This is a genomic window from Enterovibrio sp. QJM3NY_24 (genome assembly GCF_057786035.1).
Genome location: NZ_CM173519.1, coordinates 967,145 through 985,957, shown reverse-complemented (window position 1 = coordinate 985,957; position 18,813 = coordinate 967,145). Strand labels below are relative to the sequence as shown.

General features: G+C 48.7%; 19 protein-coding genes and 1 other RNA gene. 7 read left to right on the top strand and 13 right to left on the bottom strand.

The window, feature by feature from the left end; all coding sequences use genetic code 11:
- Window positions 1-20 precede the first annotated feature (20 nt).
- The gene (locus tag AC3CIC_RS04325; protein WP_016958451.1) at window positions 21-503 is read right to left on the bottom strand and encodes a YehS family protein; all 483 of its coding nucleotides are present in this window, start codon (window positions 501-503) and stop codon (window positions 21-23) included.
- A 299-nt stretch (window positions 504-802) separates the two neighbouring features.
- Between AC3CIC_RS04325 and AC3CIC_RS04320 the strand changes: the two genes are divergently transcribed.
- The 3 genes from AC3CIC_RS04320 (at window position 803) to AC3CIC_RS04310 (ending at window position 3,284) form a co-directional block, all read left to right on the top strand.
- Window positions 803-1,141, top strand: coding sequence for a hypothetical protein (locus AC3CIC_RS04320; protein ID WP_488515435.1), 339 nt, complete (start codon window positions 803-805; stop codon window positions 1,139-1,141).
- 274 nt (window positions 1,142-1,415) lie between these two features.
- Window positions 1,416-2,564: an iron-containing alcohol dehydrogenase gene (locus tag AC3CIC_RS04315; protein WP_488515434.1), complete on the top strand. Its 1,149-nt coding sequence runs from the start codon at window positions 1,416-1,418 to the stop codon at window positions 2,562-2,564.
- A gap of 234 nt (window positions 2,565-2,798) precedes the next feature.
- Entirely contained in the window at window positions 2,799-3,284 is a 486-nt protein-coding gene (locus tag AC3CIC_RS04310; protein WP_488515433.1) for a VOC family protein, read from the top strand.
- 154 nt (window positions 3,285-3,438) lie between these two features.
- On the opposite strand, the gene AC3CIC_RS04305 is transcribed toward AC3CIC_RS04310, so the two are convergent.
- The 4 genes from AC3CIC_RS04305 to AC3CIC_RS04290 form a co-directional block, all read right to left on the bottom strand.
- Window positions 3,439-4,860, bottom strand: a complete 1,422-nt coding sequence (locus tag AC3CIC_RS04305; RefSeq protein ID WP_488515432.1) for a hypothetical protein — start codon at window positions 4,858-4,860, stop codon at window positions 3,439-3,441.
- Between the two features lie 223 nt (window positions 4,861-5,083).
- The gene (gene speG / locus AC3CIC_RS04300; RefSeq protein ID WP_394212643.1) at window positions 5,084-5,611 is read right to left on the bottom strand and encodes a spermidine N1-acetyltransferase; all 528 of its coding nucleotides are present in this window, start codon (window positions 5,609-5,611) and stop codon (window positions 5,084-5,086) included.
- Between the two features lie 226 nt (window positions 5,612-5,837).
- Entirely contained in the window at window positions 5,838-6,095 is a 258-nt protein-coding gene (locus AC3CIC_RS04295) for a hypothetical protein (RefSeq protein ID WP_488515431.1), read from the bottom strand.
- A gap of 371 nt (window positions 6,096-6,466) precedes the next feature.
- Complete coding sequence (locus AC3CIC_RS04290; RefSeq protein ID WP_017004760.1) at window positions 6,467-6,736, bottom strand: hypothetical protein; 270 nt, start codon at window positions 6,734-6,736, stop codon at window positions 6,467-6,469.
- Between the two features lie 208 nt (window positions 6,737-6,944).
- Here AC3CIC_RS04290 and AC3CIC_RS04285 point away from each other — a divergent pair.
- Window positions 6,945-8,512, top strand: a protein-coding gene (locus AC3CIC_RS04285; protein ID WP_488515430.1) for an IS3 family transposase whose coding sequence is annotated in 2 segments (ribosomal slippage) — window positions 6,945-7,398 and window positions 7,398-8,512 — 1,569 coding nt in all. Because the reading frame shifts where the segments join, the coding sequence is not laid out codon by codon here.
- A gap of 617 nt (window positions 8,513-9,129) precedes the next feature.
- On the opposite strand, the gene ffs is transcribed toward AC3CIC_RS04285, so the two are convergent.
- Together ffs and AC3CIC_RS04275 are read right to left on the bottom strand one after the other, a co-directional pair.
- An RNA gene (gene ffs / locus AC3CIC_RS04280) (signal recognition particle sRNA small type) lies at window positions 9,130-9,226 on the bottom strand.
- A 136-nt stretch (window positions 9,227-9,362) separates the two neighbouring features.
- Window positions 9,363-10,097, bottom strand: coding sequence for a VP0952 family biofilm-associated protein (locus tag AC3CIC_RS04275; protein ID WP_488515429.1), 735 nt, complete (start codon window positions 10,095-10,097; stop codon window positions 9,363-9,365).
- A gap of 194 nt (window positions 10,098-10,291) precedes the next feature.
- On the opposite strand from AC3CIC_RS04275, the gene AC3CIC_RS04270 reads away from it, so the two are divergent.
- The gene (locus AC3CIC_RS04270; protein ID WP_016958467.1) at window positions 10,292-10,603 is read left to right on the top strand and encodes an MGMT family protein; all 312 of its coding nucleotides are present in this window, start codon (window positions 10,292-10,294) and stop codon (window positions 10,601-10,603) included.
- A gap of 28 nt (window positions 10,604-10,631) precedes the next feature.
- On the opposite strand, the gene cutA is transcribed toward AC3CIC_RS04270, so the two are convergent.
- Window positions 10,632-10,979: a divalent-cation tolerance protein CutA gene (cutA, locus tag AC3CIC_RS04265; protein ID WP_488515428.1), complete on the bottom strand. Its 348-nt coding sequence runs from the start codon at window positions 10,977-10,979 to the stop codon at window positions 10,632-10,634.
- 133 nt (window positions 10,980-11,112) lie between these two features.
- Here cutA and AC3CIC_RS04260 point away from each other — a divergent pair, with 133 nt between their 5' ends.
- Window positions 11,113-11,823, top strand: coding sequence for a DUF1223 domain-containing protein (locus tag AC3CIC_RS04260; RefSeq protein ID WP_488515427.1), 711 nt, complete (start codon window positions 11,113-11,115; stop codon window positions 11,821-11,823).
- Between the two features lie 109 nt (window positions 11,824-11,932).
- Here the strand turns inward: AC3CIC_RS04260 and AC3CIC_RS04255 are convergent, their stop codons facing one another.
- The gene (locus AC3CIC_RS04255; protein ID WP_016958470.1) at window positions 11,933-12,352 is read right to left on the bottom strand and encodes a YbaY family lipoprotein; all 420 of its coding nucleotides are present in this window, start codon (window positions 12,350-12,352) and stop codon (window positions 11,933-11,935) included.
- 234 nt (window positions 12,353-12,586) lie between these two features.
- On the opposite strand from AC3CIC_RS04255, the gene tesB reads away from it, so the two are divergent.
- Window positions 12,587-13,450 carry an acyl-CoA thioesterase II gene (gene tesB, locus AC3CIC_RS04250; RefSeq protein WP_488515426.1) on the top strand — a complete coding sequence of 288 codons (864 nt, stop codon included), beginning with the start codon at window positions 12,587-12,589 and terminating at the stop codon, window positions 13,448-13,450.
- A 154-nt stretch (window positions 13,451-13,604) separates the two neighbouring features.
- On the opposite strand, the gene AC3CIC_RS04245 is transcribed toward tesB, so the two are convergent.
- The 4 genes from AC3CIC_RS04245 to AC3CIC_RS04230 form a co-directional block, all read right to left on the bottom strand.
- Window positions 13,605-14,528, bottom strand: coding sequence for a porin (locus AC3CIC_RS04245; protein ID WP_394212599.1), 924 nt, complete (start codon window positions 14,526-14,528; stop codon window positions 13,605-13,607).
- 335 nt (window positions 14,529-14,863) lie between these two features.
- Window positions 14,864-15,172, bottom strand: coding sequence for a hypothetical protein (locus AC3CIC_RS04240; RefSeq protein ID WP_488515425.1), 309 nt, complete (start codon window positions 15,170-15,172; stop codon window positions 14,864-14,866).
- Window positions 15,173-15,284: 112 nt separating this feature from the next.
- Window positions 15,285-17,063, bottom strand: a complete 1,779-nt coding sequence (locus AC3CIC_RS04235) for an ABC transporter transmembrane domain-containing protein (RefSeq protein WP_488515424.1) — start codon at window positions 17,061-17,063, stop codon at window positions 15,285-15,287.
- The gene (locus AC3CIC_RS04230) at window positions 17,060-18,805 is read right to left on the bottom strand and encodes an ABC transporter transmembrane domain-containing protein (protein WP_488515423.1); all 1,746 of its coding nucleotides are present in this window, start codon (window positions 18,803-18,805) and stop codon (window positions 17,060-17,062) included. The genes AC3CIC_RS04235 and AC3CIC_RS04230 overlap by 4 nt, the downstream gene beginning before the upstream one ends.
- Window positions 18,806-18,813: the final 8 nt, after the last annotated feature.

Genomic DNA, 18,813 nt, shown 5'->3' with positions numbered 1-18,813 from the left:
GCACATACGAGGTGAAGCGATTACTCTTGGTATTCGGTCACGTCGTCTGGACGCAGCTGACGCTGAACACCCGTCAAGAAATTGCGCAGAATCTGGTCTTTACATTCACGGTAATGCTTGTTGTCCGGCTTGCGGAAAAACGCACTCAGTTCATGCTTACTAATGTTGAAGTTCACCAGCGCCAAGATGTCTAAAATATCTTCAGCTTTTAAATTCAACGCAATGCGCAGCTTTTGGAAAACCATGTTGTTGCTTAAACGGGCTTCTGGTTTAGGCTGCTCGCCTTCACGTTTGCCGCGCTTCAGGTTGATCAAACCATTCAAGAATGAAGAGAGTTCAACGCTGTTCATTTGCACGAACGCTTCATCTTCATCTTTTTTCAGCCAAGCTATCACTTGTTCTTTCGTTACAACGACTTCAGCAAGAGCGAAAATTTCGATCACTGCTTTATCTTTAAAATCGAAGGCATAACGAATGCGACGCAGAATATCATTATTAGTCAAAGCAAAATCCTAGTCTTAGGTAGTCCAGTGTAATCAACACGACTTACTGGAGAGGCCAGAAGTGTAACAGATATCACACTTCTCCCCAATTGATAGTTACTGAGCGAAGCATTAATACCGTCAAGCATACGCTCCCCGTCGTGCCCCAAAAACTACAGGCTCGGCGCTTCCTGCCAGCAAGAAAGCTCGAGATACCAATGGATAACATCACTTCGCCTACCGCCTGACAACACACTCAATTAGGCGCATATTCAAATTGTGAGTTATTCTTTTTTAAAATGTGTCGAGGAGCTTTTTGCATGGGAAATGCCGCTTTGCTACCAGAAGAGATGAAATTGAACGTGATTTGTCGACTCGAACCAGGCTGTTTAGGGCCACAAGGGGCGAGCAAAATTGACGATTTTTGCCAATACATTGAGCAAGACATGCTGGCGTTGAACAGTGACAGCGTGACGCTAAATGTCGTGCCAAGAAATGACAAAAGCTTGCCAGAGATCCAGTTCACTGTGATGGGAAAAATAATGAGTCGTTCCCAAGCTGCAAAATACCTAGAACGCTTAGATCAGAGCTTGGATGATTTTGAAGCCTTGTTCGAGGGTCAGCTAGAAACCTTGATTGATAAATACATGGGCTACTAAGTAGCCCTTGTATCTTCTCTATCTTCTCTATCTACAGTAGATCTCACCCTTATCGCCAATGCCACTCACCAAAGCCACTTGCAAATACCATTCGCCATTCTCGCGTTTCCCGAATTATCCCTAGCTCGCTCAATGAGTTTGGCGTTCCTCATGCAACACACATACAAATAGGCAAACAATAGCGAGGAATTTTCTATCGTAACAAGGCGGGACGAGACTATTATCTTCGCAGGATAACGATCTGGCGACACGCCACAAAAAGCATGAGGTTCAAATGCAATTTACTTACTCCAACCCAACACAAATCTTCTTCGGCCAAGGCCAAATTGCGGCTATCACAAGCGCAATCCCAACACAGAGCAAAGTGCTGGTCATTTACGGCGGCGGGTCGATTAAGAAAAATGGTGTTTACGACCAAGTCAGCGATGCCCTTAACGGTCACACTTGGCTGGAATTCTCAGGCGTAGAGCCAAACCCAACCAAAGAAACCTTGGACAAAGCCATCGCTATCGCCAAACAAGAAAAGGTGGATTACATATTGGCCGTGGGTGGTGGGTCTGTCGTTGATGGCTCGAAATACGTGGCAGCCGCAACAAAATATGATGGCGACGGTTGGGACATTCTTATCGGTAAACACACCATCGAAAGTGCCCTGCCGATTGGTGCGATTCTGACACTGCCAGCAACAGGCTCTGAGTCCAATTCAGCGGCGGTCATCACCAAAGCGGCAACACAAGACAAACTGCCCTTCATGCACCCAAGCGTGCGCCCGCAATTTGCCGTACTCGACCCTGACGTGATGAAAACCCTGCCAGAGCGCCAGCTTGCGAACGGTATTGCAGATGCATGGGTTCACACCTGTGAGCAATACATCACACGCCCTACCGGCACCATGGTGCAAGATGGCTACGCAGAAACTCTGCTACGCACACTGAAAACCTTGGGTGAGCAATTTGACGATCGTGACAACGACGCATGGCGTGAAAACCTGATGTTTAGTGCCAACCAAGCACTGTTTGGCTTAATTGGTAGCGGTGTATTGCATGATTGGGCAACGCACATGATAGGCCATGAGTTCACCGCGCTATGGAATGTCGACCATGCCCGCTCGCTGACTATTGTTCAGCCTTCGTTGCTGCGTAACCAAATCGAATGCAAACGCGCCAAGCTCGAACAAATGGGCCGCAACGTATTTGGCCTCACCGACAGCGAAGATTTGGCAGAACGCACCATTGATGCCATTGAAGCTTTCTATCGTCAGCTTGGTTTAGAAACCCAATTCACCGCGCACGGCACAGACAAAGAAACGGCCATTAACGCCGTCATGGAACAGCTTGCCAAACACGGCATGACCGCGCTGGGTGAAAATCAGGCCATCACTCTAGAGAAAAGCCGCGAGATCTTAGAAAGCGCCATCGCGTAACAAACCGAAAAACGCCATACACATACTGAGAGCCTCTCCGCTCTCAGTCTCCCTTCTCTGTTTCTCTGTTTCTCTGTTTCTCTGTTTCTCCGTTCTATTCATCTTTCATCCTTCATGTATAAATTTTCATTATTGATTTAATAATTATTGATAATTTTTACCCACACCTCAGCCAACATATACTCATCCCATCGAAACAAGAAACACCTTAATCAAACGAATTGAGAGCACATTATGAAAATGAATCACGTGGGTATCATGGTTGGCAACATGGACAAAGCCGTAGCGTTTTACACCAAAGCGCTTGGCCTCAACATTGTCATGGGAAACACCAAAGTCGAAGAAGAGCGTGAGACCGCCATTGGCAGAATGTGTATTGCCGTATTTGGTGAAGGCTTTAAAGGCTTCAACATTGCCCACTTGGTGACATCTGATGGCATTGGTGTTGAGCTGTTTGAAATGAAAGAGCGCGCAGAGCGACACGAAGTGGATTTTACCCGACTCGGCATTTTCCATTTCTGCTTACAAACTGACGACTTTAAGGGCGTGATTGAACGCACCGAGCAGTTTGGCGGCAAGGTAAGAATGGACATCATGCGTTATCACCCAGAAGATGACAGCAAACAAGCCAAAATGGTTTACCTCGAAGACCCGTTCGGTAACCTGTTTGAGCTTTACTCGCACACGTATGAAGAAACTTACGCCTCAGACTATGAGTAATGAGTAATAGGCAGCAATAAAAATAAGTAATCACTTCCAACAGAAAGGGCCAACTGCTTAGATTGGCCTTTTTTAATCCACTGATTTAATTCATTTATCCATTCAGTCTCAGTAACATTGAACCGCCGATGATCACCCACTAATGGGGGCACCCTCAATACAACATAGTCACCGCTTGGTTATAATTCACCGTTTCAAGGCCGATGCCCCCGCTGGCGCTAAATGAAAGCCCGAGATAGCGGATTGGGTAGTAGCTGAACCATGCGCCGCTGCCCACATCGGCAACCCCTAGCGGCACACTGATGCTCGCGCCGTGGGCATAGCCACCGATGTTTGCTGAACCACTCTTAATGCCATCTTTCCACACACCGATACTCACACCGAGCCCGACGCTTAAAGACGCCCCTTTTGAATAAATTGCCATAACGCCATAAGGTCGCGTGTTGCCCTGCCAATCCAGTGCAATGCCGTATTCCGTGGTCACGCCCACGCCGATTTCAAGTTCTGGTGCAGCGCCTAACGTGAGAGATTGATAGCCATTGGCGATCGCCGCATCACGCAGTGCAAGGTAACTCGGCATTTGTGAAATCAGCCGATACACTTCTTCTCCGTCTTTGTCTGATATGGCGCGTCGTAATTCATTGTGCTTCGCCACTTCGGCGACAAACTCTGCGGCGGCTTGGCTCAAGGTAAGATCTTCTTCAAGTTTGGTTCTCGCTAAATCGGTAACCACGGTTGCCATATCCAGCGGCGTACCGCATACGCGATCATAAGGGGGGCCGAAATTTTGCAGTACCGCTGCAGGTACAGGCATCAGCGATAAGTCTTCATCACAATAGAATTTCGTTTTACATTCGGCGCTGGGATTAAACGCCCACAAGAAGCTGACTTTTGAAGACCCTGTCGGGCAACGATAGCACTCGCCGCCTTTTTCAAACTGCCCTTCTTCGCAGCCATAAGCCAACCGTACAAACGTGGCGTCCACCTTGTCTTTGTTAAAACCTACACCTCGTTCTTTGCAGCTTGCGTCTTTATGAATGGCTTTCCATGTTCGGCGATACCCGTCTGGGCAGCTCCAACACTCTCCGCCATCTTTTGGGGTGAAATAGAGGTTCTTCCCTTTGCAGCCCCAATTGGTCGCATCCCCCACCAAGATGGCATCTATCTTGATTTCATCCCCACACGGCGGAGCACCTTCTTCACCACAAAGCAGGTCTGGCGGCCCTAAATATTCGTCGAACGGCACGGGTGTGGTGTCCGTTGTTATTGGTGGAGCAGGCACATCAGGCGGAACACTCACTGCCTCCACTCCCTCTTCAACAGTCAATGCTTCAACAGGTAAAGGCGGATCAACATTGTCTATGGGTTCTGACACGACGATGACGTCAGTCACTGTGGTTGATTCTGGAGATTCTGAGGGCTTAGTCGTTTGTGAAGAGATTGGCGGCGGCGAGACTGCACTCGGGGATGGCTCACTGTTAGAAAGAGGCTCGGTCGAAGTGCCGCACCCAGCACCAATCAGGGAGAGGAAGAAAACCAACACGATGTGGCGATAATGAATCCGCCGACGGTTCATAAGGCTGCCTTAAAAGCCCACTGCAACATGCAGTGTATTGGGCTTTACATACAGCAGATAATTATAGGTAGCACATCACAAAGGCTGTGTTCACAAATGCGACCCACCCGCAATCAAGTGATGAACGTATCTATGCAAGCGTTTTACTTTCCATCTAGACGAGGTGTTTTGACGCCGCGACCACCATACCGCTAATCAAAGCGCGATCGCGGCAGTCACTGCATTATTGCTGATGACGATTTTGTAGATAGGTTTCTTGAAGAATGTACATACGCTTGATGTCGCAATACTCGCCGTTAACGAATATCTCTTTGACCAAATGTCCTTCCTCGATAAAGCCACTCTTTTCATACAAGTGAATCGCTTTTTCATTGTTGACCGCAACGCTCAGGTACACCTTGTGCAGGTTCAAGATGGTAAAGGCGTAATTCAGGGCTTTTTTGATCAGCGTTCGCGCGTAGCCACAACCTTGGTAGTCAGGCGCGATAATGATTTGGAATTCAGCATTACGGTGAATCGTATTTATTTCAACGAGTTCCACCAGGCCGACGGACTGCTTTTCGTTATTTTCGGCAATAAAGCGACGTTCGTTGCTGTCGTGGATATGCTTGCGAAACAGCTCTTCCAGCTCATAGTACGACTCATACGGCTCTTCGAACCAATAGGACATGATTGAACGGTTATTGTTCAACTGATGAATAAAGCGAAGGTCGGTTTGCTCAAGAGCACGTAGTCGGATTTGATTATCCATATCACTTTCCATTAACAATTTAAAATATCATCTACAGCATAAAATACAGATTTTTATGCCAAGCAAGGAAAATATCACTATTGCTTGCAGTGGGAAATGGAAATGTTGGCCCAAATACCCCGATACCTATCTCATTCGCTTTATTCGGCATCGGTGGCATCGATAGCCACTAAGCTGGCTATCACACAGGCAGTGCGCAGAGGATTATTGGAAGTAAGTCGCTTATTTACATCGCAAGCGCAAACAAGGCGAGAGGGATACCAATCACGGACAAGTGTAAAACGTTGAAAAATTTATCGCGATGTTGAACAGGCTTGAAACCCACAATCGCCAGTAGTGCATCAAGAATCGTCATCTTCTGTCGCGTGACCATCAATACAAACAACAACAAGACACCCCCCATAAAGATGAATTTCGCCGCTACGCCATAAGGTGTCGCCCAAACGGCATTGAGGCTTTCAACAAAACTTTGATCGGCTGGCATTGATACTTACATCCTTGTTTACTGGTCTTTTGGGGCATCCTGCCCTTTGGGGCGACGTGAGGCGCAACCCGCATTTCATCATCAAGAGACTATAGCGCGAATGGGGATCTGATAACGTTCCTGATTTGAAGAAAAAGCGCAAAGGAGAAAGGAGAGGAGATGAATCACTAACTCATCATCTTCTCTTCTGATGGTATTTCCTTGAACCTCCGCAGAGCCGACTTCAAAATGTATGGTTCCTGCAATAGGCTCCTCAGGCACAACATCATCCTTAATGCAATAACACGCGCAACCTCTTGGGTGAGTCCTGCTTTACGCGCCATTACCTAAGTGTCGTAACAGCGCATATCCATTTACATTGCATTGCCCTCTCAACGAATGGCGTCTAACACCTTTTTTAGCAGTTCGCCGCCTTCCTCTTTCAACGCTTCGATGCGCGACGTTAATAATGCTACGTTGCGATTATCCGCCGAAGCCTCTTGAATCGCTGAAATAAGCGCTGGGTAAGCAGCATGTTCTGTGATCTCAGGGCTGAGTCGGGATACGTCTAGGTCGGTATCAAGCAACAGGCTGGCTTCTTTTTCGGACAAATCACGGTCAGTCTTGTCGGCAGTGCGCCTTGCGCGTTCAAGCATGCTCATTATCTTCACTCCAAATGTTTGTTGGCTTTTTTATCGAGTTTTCGAATCTCATCCAGCCCTGTAGAGGCCTTTTCAGACAGGTCGGAAAGTTGCTGATTAATCTGGTTACGAACCGCTTCTAGCCCGGCGTTATCCCCCGGTGTCAGGATAGTTGTCCAGATCTTAGAACGCCCAAAAATCCAGCAATGGAGGGCTAACGAAGGACACTATGCCGAGATATTCCGAAGAAAGAAAAGCTGCCATCTTGAAGAAGCTACTGCCACCGCATAACAAAACCATTCCAGAAGTTGCTGCGGAGGATCACATCAGCGAAGCAACGTTATACAATTGGCGTAATAAACTCCGCTCCGAAGGTAAACCTGTGCCAGGTAATCAAAAAAATTCTGAACATTGGTCAGCTGAAGCCAAGTTCGCCACCGTCATCGAAACCGCCAGTTTGTCAGAAACTGAGCTTAGCCAGTATTGTCGCCAGAAAGGTTTGTACCCTGAACAAGTTAAAGCGTGGAAACTCGCTTGTATCAGCGGTGCGGGTCAAGCAGAGCAATCTAAGAAAGCAGAGCAGACAGAGCGTAGAGCGGATAAAAAGCGTATCCGAAAATTGGAAGCAGAGCTGCATCGTAAAGACAAAGCCCTGGCAGAAACGGCGGCGCTATTGGTGCTGTCAAAAAAGCTCAACGCCTTGTACGGGAGCGACAGCGAGGAGGACTGACTCCTCTCGATATGCGCGAGACATTGCTGGCGCTTTTTGATGAAGCGGTTGCTAATGGCGCGCCTCAGTACAAGGCTGCAGACCTCATGCAAGTTCCACAGCGAACGTTGCGCCGCTGGCGTACGTCACAGGGTCATGTGTTGCCCGATCTTCGTCCTCTGGCTATCAGACCAGAGCCGAAAAACAAGCTGTCAGAGCAAGAGCGCCAACATATTCTGAATGTCTGCAATGAGGCTGACTATGCCAATTTACCGCCCAGTCAAATCGTGCCGAAACTGGCCGATCAGGGAGAATATATGGCCAGTGAGTCAAGCATATATCGTGTGCTGAAAGCTAACGACCAACTGCACCATCGAGGACGGGCGAAACCGCCACAGCCTACGACGGAGCCCGCTTCTCATGTGGCGACAAAGCCCAATGAGATCTGGACTTGGGATATCAGTTATCTGCCCGCGAAGGTTCGTGGTCTGTACTGGTATCTTTATATGGTCATTGATATCTACAGTCGCAAAATTGTGGGTTGGGAAGTCCATGACTGCGAATGCGGAACCCTTGCTTCTCAGCTGATTGAGCGAGCCACCTTCAGTGAACGCTGCTTCGTGAAGCCTCATTATTTACATTCTGACAACGGGGCCCCAATGAGGTCACTCACCTTGCGTGCAAAGCTTGATGAAATGGGCATCCGAACATCCTTCAATCGTCCGGGCGTTAGTAATGACAATGCCTATTCAGAGTCATTGTTCCGTACAGCCAAGTACCGGCCTAACTATCCGGAGCATGGCTTCGAAACGCTGGCAGAGGCACGTGAATGGATGCTGAATTTTGTAAACTGGTACAACAACGAGCATCACCACAGTGCGATTAAGTTCGTCACTCCAGCAGAAAGACACAGAAACTTAGATACAACAGTGCTGGCGAAGCGGCATGCCGTGTATCAGCAGGCGAAAGCCAAGCATCCTGAACGTTGGGCAAGGGAGACTCGCGACTGGTCACCCGTTGGTTCGGTAACACTCAACCCCAAAAGCACAGACAATAACGAACATGGCGGTCAAAAAAGAGCCGCTTAATTAGAAAATCTGGTCAACTACCTTGAAATCTACCGATACTAGCTTGGGGCAAATGATAAGCTCTATCGAGGATAAGCAACAAGGTTTATATTTTATTAAATTACTGATCTTAACATACAAGTTAAGCAAACTAAGGACAGGCATACTTAAAAACCAGTGTTCGGATTACAAAAAGTAGGGCGAATAGGAGACTTTTAAATACCTCATCAAAAATGATGCTAACTCACTTTGGGGCAAAAACAAGCTACCCCAACTCACTCTGGTCAAATCATGCCCTCCCCGAATCATCCCGCTTCACCGCACGCACCAGCAATAACGCCGCTATTGCCACCAGTAGAAGCCCAAACCCAATAAACACCCATTGTCCGTCTGTCATCTTGATATCCTATTTGTGTGTATTCAAAGTACGCAACGCCCTTCCTAATAAATCTAGGAATGAAGCTTTCTGCATATGATTATAGGAAAAGTTTACAGGCGTGTTGAGGCAGGGTTTTGGTGGTTAACATGGGAGTTAGTGTCAGATCACGTTGTTTTTTCGCGTTTCTTTGAGTGTGTGGGTAAACAAAGGAGAGTGAAAATGTAGAAAGGGAATTTTTGAAACGCTAGAAGGGTGGAAGCCTCCCCAGCCACATCCCGGCACACACGTCCCAAGCGGGGGCTGCTTCCTTCCGGATCTGACCCAATACACAAGATAGTGTTGCGGGAGGACCAAGGAGGCCTCCATAGATTCTTTTACCGAACAATTTCTTATGAAAGAAACCGTTGGTTCGAGCGCATTATGTGTGAACCCTAAGCCCATTGCAAGGGGTTATCTGGCTATCACTGTCTAACTGGTGAGTTTTTATCCGCCCTACTCTTCTTCGTTTTCTGCATTGAGCAAGTAATCGCCTAACCATGCAATGGTGAGTGACAGTAACCACGCGACAAACACGGGGTTGGGCACGCTAAATTGCGGGAACACGACGATGGTTGCGAACGCGATGGCCGGTAAAATCACGCTGAGCTTGTCGCCCCGTGCTTCGCCGCCAATACATTGTAATTCTTGCAATGTTATCACTAACACACTGCCGCAGAACGCGAGCAAGGCGGCTTGTGTCCAACCACCCGCCAAGAGTGCGAGAATGAATAGCGCAGGCCACCAGCTGAGGTTTTTTATTGGCTTCCAGAAATAGGCGGAAACCCACACGGTGATCACACAGAAGATTTGCAGCAAGGTATAGCTCATGGCGCCACCGAGCTTTTCATCCCCTTGCAATGCCAACACGCCGCATTCCATGGCAATCACCACGGAAATCACGAGCAATGAAACCTGCCAGTTACGACGTTCTCCAGTGATCAGTACTAAAGCTGGGAGGATCATCCAAAGGCTTAACGAGATGGCGATGGGTTGGTATGGCATGAGTGCGCCGAAGCCAATAAGCCCGATGGCGAGCAGCCAGACAGCAACGCCGCCTGAGCCAATAAAAAACAGCGCGGGGATTGCGAAGGCAATCAGCGGGATATTTCCATCGGCAATAGCAGCCGAGAGTGCGGCCCCAACAACCATGACGGCAGCGGTGACCATTAACATTGTCGCATACCACATAACCGCACCTCCTTGCGCCTTATGCTGACATCGAACCAATATCTTCTTGGTGGGTTGTCTTTGTTTCTGCTTATCCTTGAGGGTTGTCTTCGCAGCGAAGAGAATCTGCTGCTTTCCTATCCACAATTACTGTTCACAATTGATATGATAGCGAGCAATAACCCTTTTCTTTTTTCATTGTGCTCAATATCAATATGCCTAATTTTGACGATCAGATCTACGCGGTCTTGATACAGATACCCCAAGGAAAAGTAACAACTTACGGTGATGTCGCAAAAATGGCAGGCTTCCCGAGACATGCGCGGCATGTTGGCAAGTTATTAGGCTCCTTACCCAAAGATAGTCGTCTACCTTGGTTTCGGGTAATCAATGGGCAAGGCAAGATTTCGATGATTGGTGAACGCTTCGATCGTCAACGCGAAAAACTGCGGGATGACGGCGTTGAGGTAAAAGATAACGGCACGGTCTCGTTGCGACGTTTCCGCTGGGACGGTTTTCCAGTTTGATAAACAAGCGGCTTCGGTGATTGGAAGCTTATGGTTCTTGCTTCTTCTCCTGATCGCAACTCTCGCTTATCCATCCTAGATACGCATCTAGCCCTTGCTCAATTGGCAGTTGGATGATCTCTGGCACGTCGTAATCATGCAAACGGCATATCTCTAACTCTATTGTTCTATACAATGACTTTTTCGTTTTGATCATCACCTGCTTTTCGGCATCTTCTGCGATTTTGCCCTGCCAATGGTAATAACTTTGAATAGGCATGACCTGTATACAGGCCGCTAGCTTTTTCTCTAATAACGACTCAATGATGCGCTTGCCAATGTGCTCGTTGGCAAACGTGGTTAACACGACAATGTAGGCGTCTTCTGATGCTGTCATGGCATACCCTCTCTGCGCGTGTGTGCTTTGTTCGGCCAATCTTTCACGTCTTGATGAAAGCAAAAAGACGTTAGTAAGGTCTTTGAATATACCCCCACTCACGCCGAGTAACCTCAAGATGCAGGATGCTGTTATGCGAATCGCGCTCTTATTGCTCTTATCCGTCTCCATGGGCACAACATTGCCTGCGCTTGCCCAAAGCTTTGAAAACAGCGGCTCACCTGCCACTGTGGTGGAGCTTTTCACCTCAGAAGGATGCAGCAGTTGCCCTTCTGCAGAAGCGGCTCTCAATCAATTAAAAGAAAGCGATGGATTGTGGACACAGGTGATCCCCATGGCGTTTCATGTTGATTACTGGAATGACATCGGCTGGCCGGATCGCTTTTCCAAACCTGATTTTAGTCAGCGTCAGCGCCAGAAAGTGTCGCAAAGTAGTGCCAGCGGCGTTTATACCCCCGGCTGGTTTATTAACGATCAAGAATGGCGCGGCTTTTTCGCCCGTCAGTCAGTGCCTTATGCCAATGGCCCTGCCGCATCGGTGCTAAAAGCCTCGGTGAACGGCAATACATTGCGGGTTGACTATGCAGGCAATGAGCGGCTAAACGCGAATTTTGCACTGTTGGCGATGGGATTAACCACGGAAGTGAAACGGGGCGAAAATCGAGGTAAAACCCTTGAGCACGAATTTGTGGTGGTGGATTTTGACGCCAAAGCAGGTCAGCGTCATTGGCAGTTTGTATTGGATGAAGACACCATCGAAACACCGTCTGCGATCGCGGTATGGCTAACGCCGCAAGGCGGGGGCGATCCCATCCAAACCGTTGCAGGCTGGCTTGAGCCTTGAGCCTTAAGAAATTAAAGACAAAACATGCATCAACCGATCAAAAAAGGGGAGCTTAGCTCCCCTCTGTTATTTAGATTGCGTCGTCATTGAGCAACGCTTTTTGTAGAGGCTATCTAGCTGCGCTAACAACCTGAATGCTGATGTTCTGCGTTTTCGCGGGGTCGTTGATCACGGGGTTGGCCGTGTCGCTGATAAACAGCAATTGCCCATCAAATTCGATGCGCGCGCTCACTGTGTAGGTATGACCCGGTTTAATTTCTGATGGCGAATAGCTTAAGCTAAATGGCAGAGGAACTTGTTGGCCTTCCGTCATGTAAGATTGGCTGCTAATCACTTCCATCGGTGCATCTGCGAGAGACACGTCCGCAAGTGTGACGGTTAGCTTGGCGTTATCAGGAAGTGCAATGCGCTGTAAGTAATAAACATCACCGTTGACTGTCGCCATGACGGGTTCCTTTGTGAAGCCACTGCACGCGGTAAAAACCACAGCGACCAGCGCCAAGAAGAAACCATAAAACGCTTTTTTCATTACTTGTACTCCAAGGCGACCATATTATTGATAACAATAACAAGAGTTTAACACTGCAGGGGCGTATTCCTCCCTACAATTGTGGATTTAAGATCACAATCTGAAATATTATTTTGCTATTGATTAGAAGCATAAACCCATAAAAAGTTCGGTAATATACGGGGATTGAGAGAATTTTGTCAGTTTTCTGTCAACTCATTTGAAATCATTCCGTTATGTTTGGCTAGGAGCACTATGAGCACACAACTTGACGCACTTTTATCACTTCTGAACCTTGAACAGCTTGATGAGGGCTTATACCGAGGGCAAAGCGAAGACTTGGGCTTGCCGCAAGTTTACGGCGGTCAAGTGATAGGACAAGCGCTCTCCGCTGCAAAAGGCACTGTCGAAAGTGACCGTTTCGTGCATTCGTTCCATAGCTATTTCTTGCGCCCTGGTGACCCAGAAAAGCCGATTATTTATGACGTCGAAAATCTCAGAGACGGACAAAGCTTTTCGACACGTCGCGTAAAGGCAGTACAAAAAGGCAAGCCGATTTTCTATCTAACGGCGTCTTATCATTTGCATGAGCCCGGCCTTGAGCATCAGTTCACCATGCCGAACGTCGCTGGCCCTGAAGGTTTGATGTCGGAAAAAGAGCTTGTTGCTTCTATTGCACAGCATTTACCCAAGCACATCAGTGATACCTTCGGTGGTGACCGCCCAATTGAAGTTCGTCCTGTGGTTGTGGTTAATCCGCTAGCGCCGGAAAAGCAGGACGCGAAGCAGTATTTGTGGATCCGCGCGAACGGTAAAATGGTGGACGATTTGCGCATTCACCAATATCTGCTGGGCTACGCCTCTGATTGGGGTTTCTTAGTCACTGCCATGCAACCGCATGGCGTTACGCTGATGACACCGGGCATGAAAGTGGCGACGATTGATCATGCCATGTGGTTTCACCGCGAATTCCGTATGGATGAATGGCTACTGTTTGCTATCGACAGCCCTTCTGCCAGTGGTTCACGTGCCTTGGTTCGTGGCAGTTTCTACAACCAGAAAGGTGAATTAGTGGCATCAGCGGTACAAGAGGGCTTGCTGCGTAAGCGCAAAAACTAAGTTCCGTTAAGCACGATAAACGCACAGAAAAAGGCCAGCAGTGATGCTGGCCTTTGCTATTTTTTTAGGGCAGTTGTAGGGCAGTTCTTTGGAAGAAATAGCGCCTAAGAAGACGCAACTCTCAAGAGAAAATTGCGCTTAGCAAACGGGACGATTAGAAATCGTAACGAATACCGGCTTGCAGTTGGTCGTCTTTGCCAGAGATACCTTCAAACTTGTAACCCGCGTAAGTGCGTAAGTGACCGTTGAATTTGTACACCGCTTCAAGTGCGATGTTGTTGGCTTCTTCCGTGGTGGTGTTATCAAACTCACCAAAGTTATATACACCCACGACAGCAAGTTGCTTGGTCGCTTTATATTGCGCTGACAGTTCGTAGCCTGTGTAATCTACGTTGCTTTTAGACGCCATGGTGTAAAGTGCGCCCAAGGTAATCGCATCTTGCTTGAACTGTGCAGCAAGGTTGATTTGGTCGTCGCTGTCAGTCCCCGCATCTTGAGAAACATAACCTGCACCAACGGCGAATGCACCGAAGCTGTAAAGTGCTGAAATGCCCACGCTGTCTGCATCTTTCTCATCCGCTGCGATGTAGTTCGCTTGAATGCTCAAACTGTCAAACTCACCAGCGTATAAAAAGTTGTTTTCGCGCTTATCTTTGTTGCCTGAAACCACGTCTGCAGCGTCACCACCAAACGTTGCCATGACATCAGTGATATCCGTCAATTGAACTTGCGCAGAATCTTGCTTACCGTAAGAAAGCTCGCCTGCTGAGAAGCCTAGGCCTGCGTAGAAATAACGGTTTTTCAAGCTATCAGCATCTGAAAATTCTGCTTCGTACTTACCAAAACCATACAGTTCATCTGAAATTTCAGTTTTACCTTTCAGGTTTACACGAGCACGAGATTTGTCTTTGAAAGAGCTATTTTCAGTGCTTTCGTTGTTATCAGAAATGTTGAAACGCGCTTCCGCACGACCGCCTACTTTGAGTGTTGTACCGTCTGCATCGTATACCGTTGCAGCCATTGAAGGGGCTGATACCAACGCACAAAGAATTGCTGAAGCGAGTGCTGCCTTTTTCATTTTCTAACGTCCTTTTAAATATTGGGCTTTCTGCCATCTCATTTTCGAGAAGGCCAAGGTAGACGTTGAAAATGAAGCTTGGGTGACTAAACGGTGACATTTCATGGCGAGTCATATTGCAGTTTGATGACCGTAAACATGGCTCGCAAAATGGCGCAACGTATTGATAAATTTCAGTTGTGTTGGACGAAAAAAAGAGAAAAAAGAGGAGAAGAGGAGAAGAGGAAAAATAAGGGGAAAGAAAGAGATTAACAACGAGAGCCGAGAAAAAGCCAAGGGGCTGACGGTGTACCGCCAAAGCCCCAAGTTGAAGAGTCTGTTATTCGCGTGTCGTGCTATTCAAGTGACAGGTTTTCTTTTTGATAGTCCGACATCTCACTGCCATCTCGGTTTTTCAAGTTGTTAAGTTCTTGCTCATGCAGGTACGGCTGCTTCGTGTACTGCTGAAGTTGATAATCCGATACAGCTTGTGGCAGTTGAGAATTACCAGGCTCTAACGCAGGTTGTGGCATGGGGTCAGATTGAAGACTCATGGGGGGAATAGCATCTGGGTTGTTCATTTCATCTAAATTTTCCGCCGCATCTGCTGCCGAAAAAACAACCAGTGGCAGCGCCATCAACAACAAGGCAAGTTTTGTGTTCATAAGTGGCACTCCGATAACGAGGTTTATAACCGATCACATACGGTATAGTTCTCTGTACACGCTAACGGTGTGCCACTTTTAAGCTTATCTTTTATGACTAGCGAGAATCACGTTATTCCGCGCTTTCCGCTTCACCACTGGCAATTTGCTCCAGTTCCACCAGATGGGCTTTCGTCTGTTGTAGCTGATACATCTGCCAATATCGACCCTTGTTAGCCAGCAACTGCTGATGGCTACCCTGCTCTTCGACATGCCCGCGATGCAGCACCAGAATCTTATCTGCATCGGCAATGGTCGAGAGTCGGTGCGCAATCACAACAATGGTCATGGTATGACGAAGGGACAACAACGCGCGTTGCACCCGCTCTTCCGTCCCCGAATCAATGTTCGCTGTGGCCTCATCCAAGATCAAAATACGTGGACGTTCCACCAGCACACGCGCTAGCGCCAACAACTGTTTTTGACCCGCGGACAAAGTGACATCGCCGGTACCAATCGGCGTATCAAGCTTGGTAGGAAGATGCTGAACATAATCCGCCAAATCGACTTGCTCCAGCGCCTGCCAAATATCATCATCAGATATCTTGCGCCCTAGCGTGACGTTTTCACGAAACGTGGCTGACAACACATGCGGGTCTTGCTGCACCATGGCAATACCTGTGCGCATCGCGTTTTGCGTGAGCGATGAAATAGCGCGGCCACCGAGTTTTAACTCGCCCGCTTGCAAAGGGTAAAAACCCATCATCAGCGACGCTAATGTGCTCTTTCCGCTGCCCGTGTGTCCGACTAGCGCGAGGAACCCACCTTCTTTTACCGACGCATTGATGTCAGTCAGCACCGGTGTTTTGCCGTCGTAGCTAAAAGTGAGATTGGAAATCTCGATGGCGCCATTTTCAATCGGCGCATCATCGCTGCCGTATTGATTCGGTTTAGCGTCCATCAATTCAAACAATCGCTCGCCCGCCATGATCGCTTGCTGCAACAGCGACAAACGCTGCATCAGTTCAATCAAGGGTTCTGTCACGCGTCCGAGGTAACTGATAAAGGCATACAGCACGCCGACACCAATCACTTCACTTCCCTGCCAGCCAAAAATCGCAGTCAATGAGATCAGTGCAATGCCGGACATGAGATCAATCAGTGGACGCAGAAAGATGCCGTTCACTTTGACGATCTTCACTTCTGTGGTCAGGTGCTGATCGGTTAGCGACGCAAAGCGTTCCGAAAATCGCTGCTCTTGCCCCATCAACTGGATCAAGCTCATGCCCTGAATCGACTCGCTCATCACGCTGTTAATGTCGGTGAGTAGATCGCGCGAATCTCGATACGCAGGCGTAGAACGATGCTGGTAGTAGTACATCACAAACACCACGGACGGCAGCAAAATAGCGACAACAAGGGTCAGCGTTGGACTGAGCAGGTACATGGCAATCAACATGGCGGTGATAAGCGCCACACTGTTCAAAAAGCTGGCGACAACCTGCACGTACAGCTCTTTGAGCGATTCTGTGTCGTTCGTCACCCGAGAGACAAGTTTACCCGCAGGCACGTAATCAAACGCCGATAGAGGCTGATTGATGATGCTGGCATACACCTTCTTGCGAATGGTCTGCACGATGCCAATCGCAATGCGACTAAAGCGCAAGCCATAGCTGTAGTGCAGCGCAGCAGAAAGCACGGTCGCCGAGATGTACCCTATCGCCAACCCCCACAACACCATGGGCGGGAAATACGATTTCGCCAGGTAATCATCAAGGAAAATGCGTATCAACCAAGGGCCGCTGACATCCGCAACCGCGGCAACCAGCAACAATGCGGCGGCAATCGCGAAGCCTTTTTTGTCATCCAGCAAGTAACGCAGCAATCGCGCTAAGACGTCACGTTTACTCATAGCGACTCCTCCAGCGCTTGTTCGAGTTGCTGATAATGCTGCATTTCTGAGTACCATCCGTTAGCTGCTACCAGTGCGGTATGTGTGCCGCGCTCTTCGATATGCCCTTTTTGCAACACGATGATCTCATCGGCCGCTTCCAGTGCTGAAAGTCGGTGAGCAATCACCACCGTGGTTTGGTGCTGTGCGCGGTCGTGAAGGTTTTTCAGAATATGGTGCTCAGTGCGACCATCAACGGCTGACAAGGCATCATCCAATACCAGAACTTCCGCATCGAGTAACAAAGCACGTGCAATCGAAATGCGCTGTTTTTGACCGCCAGATAGGGTAATGCCTTTCTCGCCGACGAGGGTTTCATAGCCTTCGCGGAACTGGAGAATGTCGTCATCGACACATGCGAGTTTGGCCGCGGCGCGTATCTGCTCGTGTGTCGCGTCCGGTCTGCCCAGCGCGATGTTTTCCGCAATGGAACGCGAGAACAAAAATGGCGTTTGGGTGACCACGGCCAATTTGCTGCGCCACTCGCCGATCTTAAATTCTTTCAAACTGACATCGCCATATTTCACGGCGCCTTGAACCGGATCTTCAAAACGCAGCATCAAGGAAAGCAGGGTCGATTTTCCGCTGCCAACGGGGCCAGCAATGCCGAGCATTTTTCCCGCCGGAAGCTCGATGGCAATATCGCGCAATGCGGGAATATCATGACCACGCCACGTAAACTGATCGAGGGTAATGGCAAGCGTCTGCGGATTTTCCGGTAACGGCATCTCACCGTCTTGAAGCTCTGAGGTTTCATCCAACACTTCTTTGATACGCTTCCACGCTGCCGCACCACGTTCAATGATGTTAAATAGCCACGCAACCGCCAACATTGGCCAAATCATCAAGCCTTGATACAAGGTGAATGCCGTCAGCTCACCGAGCGTCAGCGTGCCAATGGCGACCATATAACCGCCGCCTGTGATAGAACAGAAGAACGAGGTGCCGATGGTGACGAAAATCACCGGATCGAACATGGCATCGACTTTCGCCACCGCCATGTTTTTCTCGCCCGTGTCATCGGCGACCTTGTTAAAACGCGCAATTTGCTGAGATTCCAAGCCAAACGCGCGGATCATGCGAATGCCATTGAGCGACGATTGGGTTTCATCAGACAGATCAGAAAACGCGGCTTGTGATGCGGAGAAACGATGATGCAACTGCGTGCCAAATCGGTTCACCATAAACGCCATAACAGGCATAGGCGCAAGCGCCAAAAGAGTCAGTTCCCAGCTAATGGTCGTGGTCATCACGATCAGCACGGCCAAGCCTGTGATCACCGAGTCCGCCAACGTGAGCACACCTTCACCTGCGGTCATCACCACCGCTTTCACATCATTGGTAGAACGCGCCATGAGATCGCCAGTGCGATAGCGTTCAAAGAAGCGAGGCGAATGGGTAGTGAAATGGCGATATAACTTATCACGCAGCACAGTGCCAAGCCCCGCCGCTGCGCCAAATAACCAGACTCGCCAGATAATACGTAGCGCATAGACAACAAACCAAAGCAGCACGATAGCGCCAAGCGCCATCAGCATATGCTCTCGGGTAATGTCGCCTGCCATGACGCCGTCCACCAACCAACCGATCGCTTTTGGTGGGATAAGTTCAAACGTCGCGACGAAAACAAATATGACAATGGCACCGACATAGCGCTTCCACGCCTGTCGAAAATACCAACCTAGCTCGACGAAAATGCGCATTCATCCTC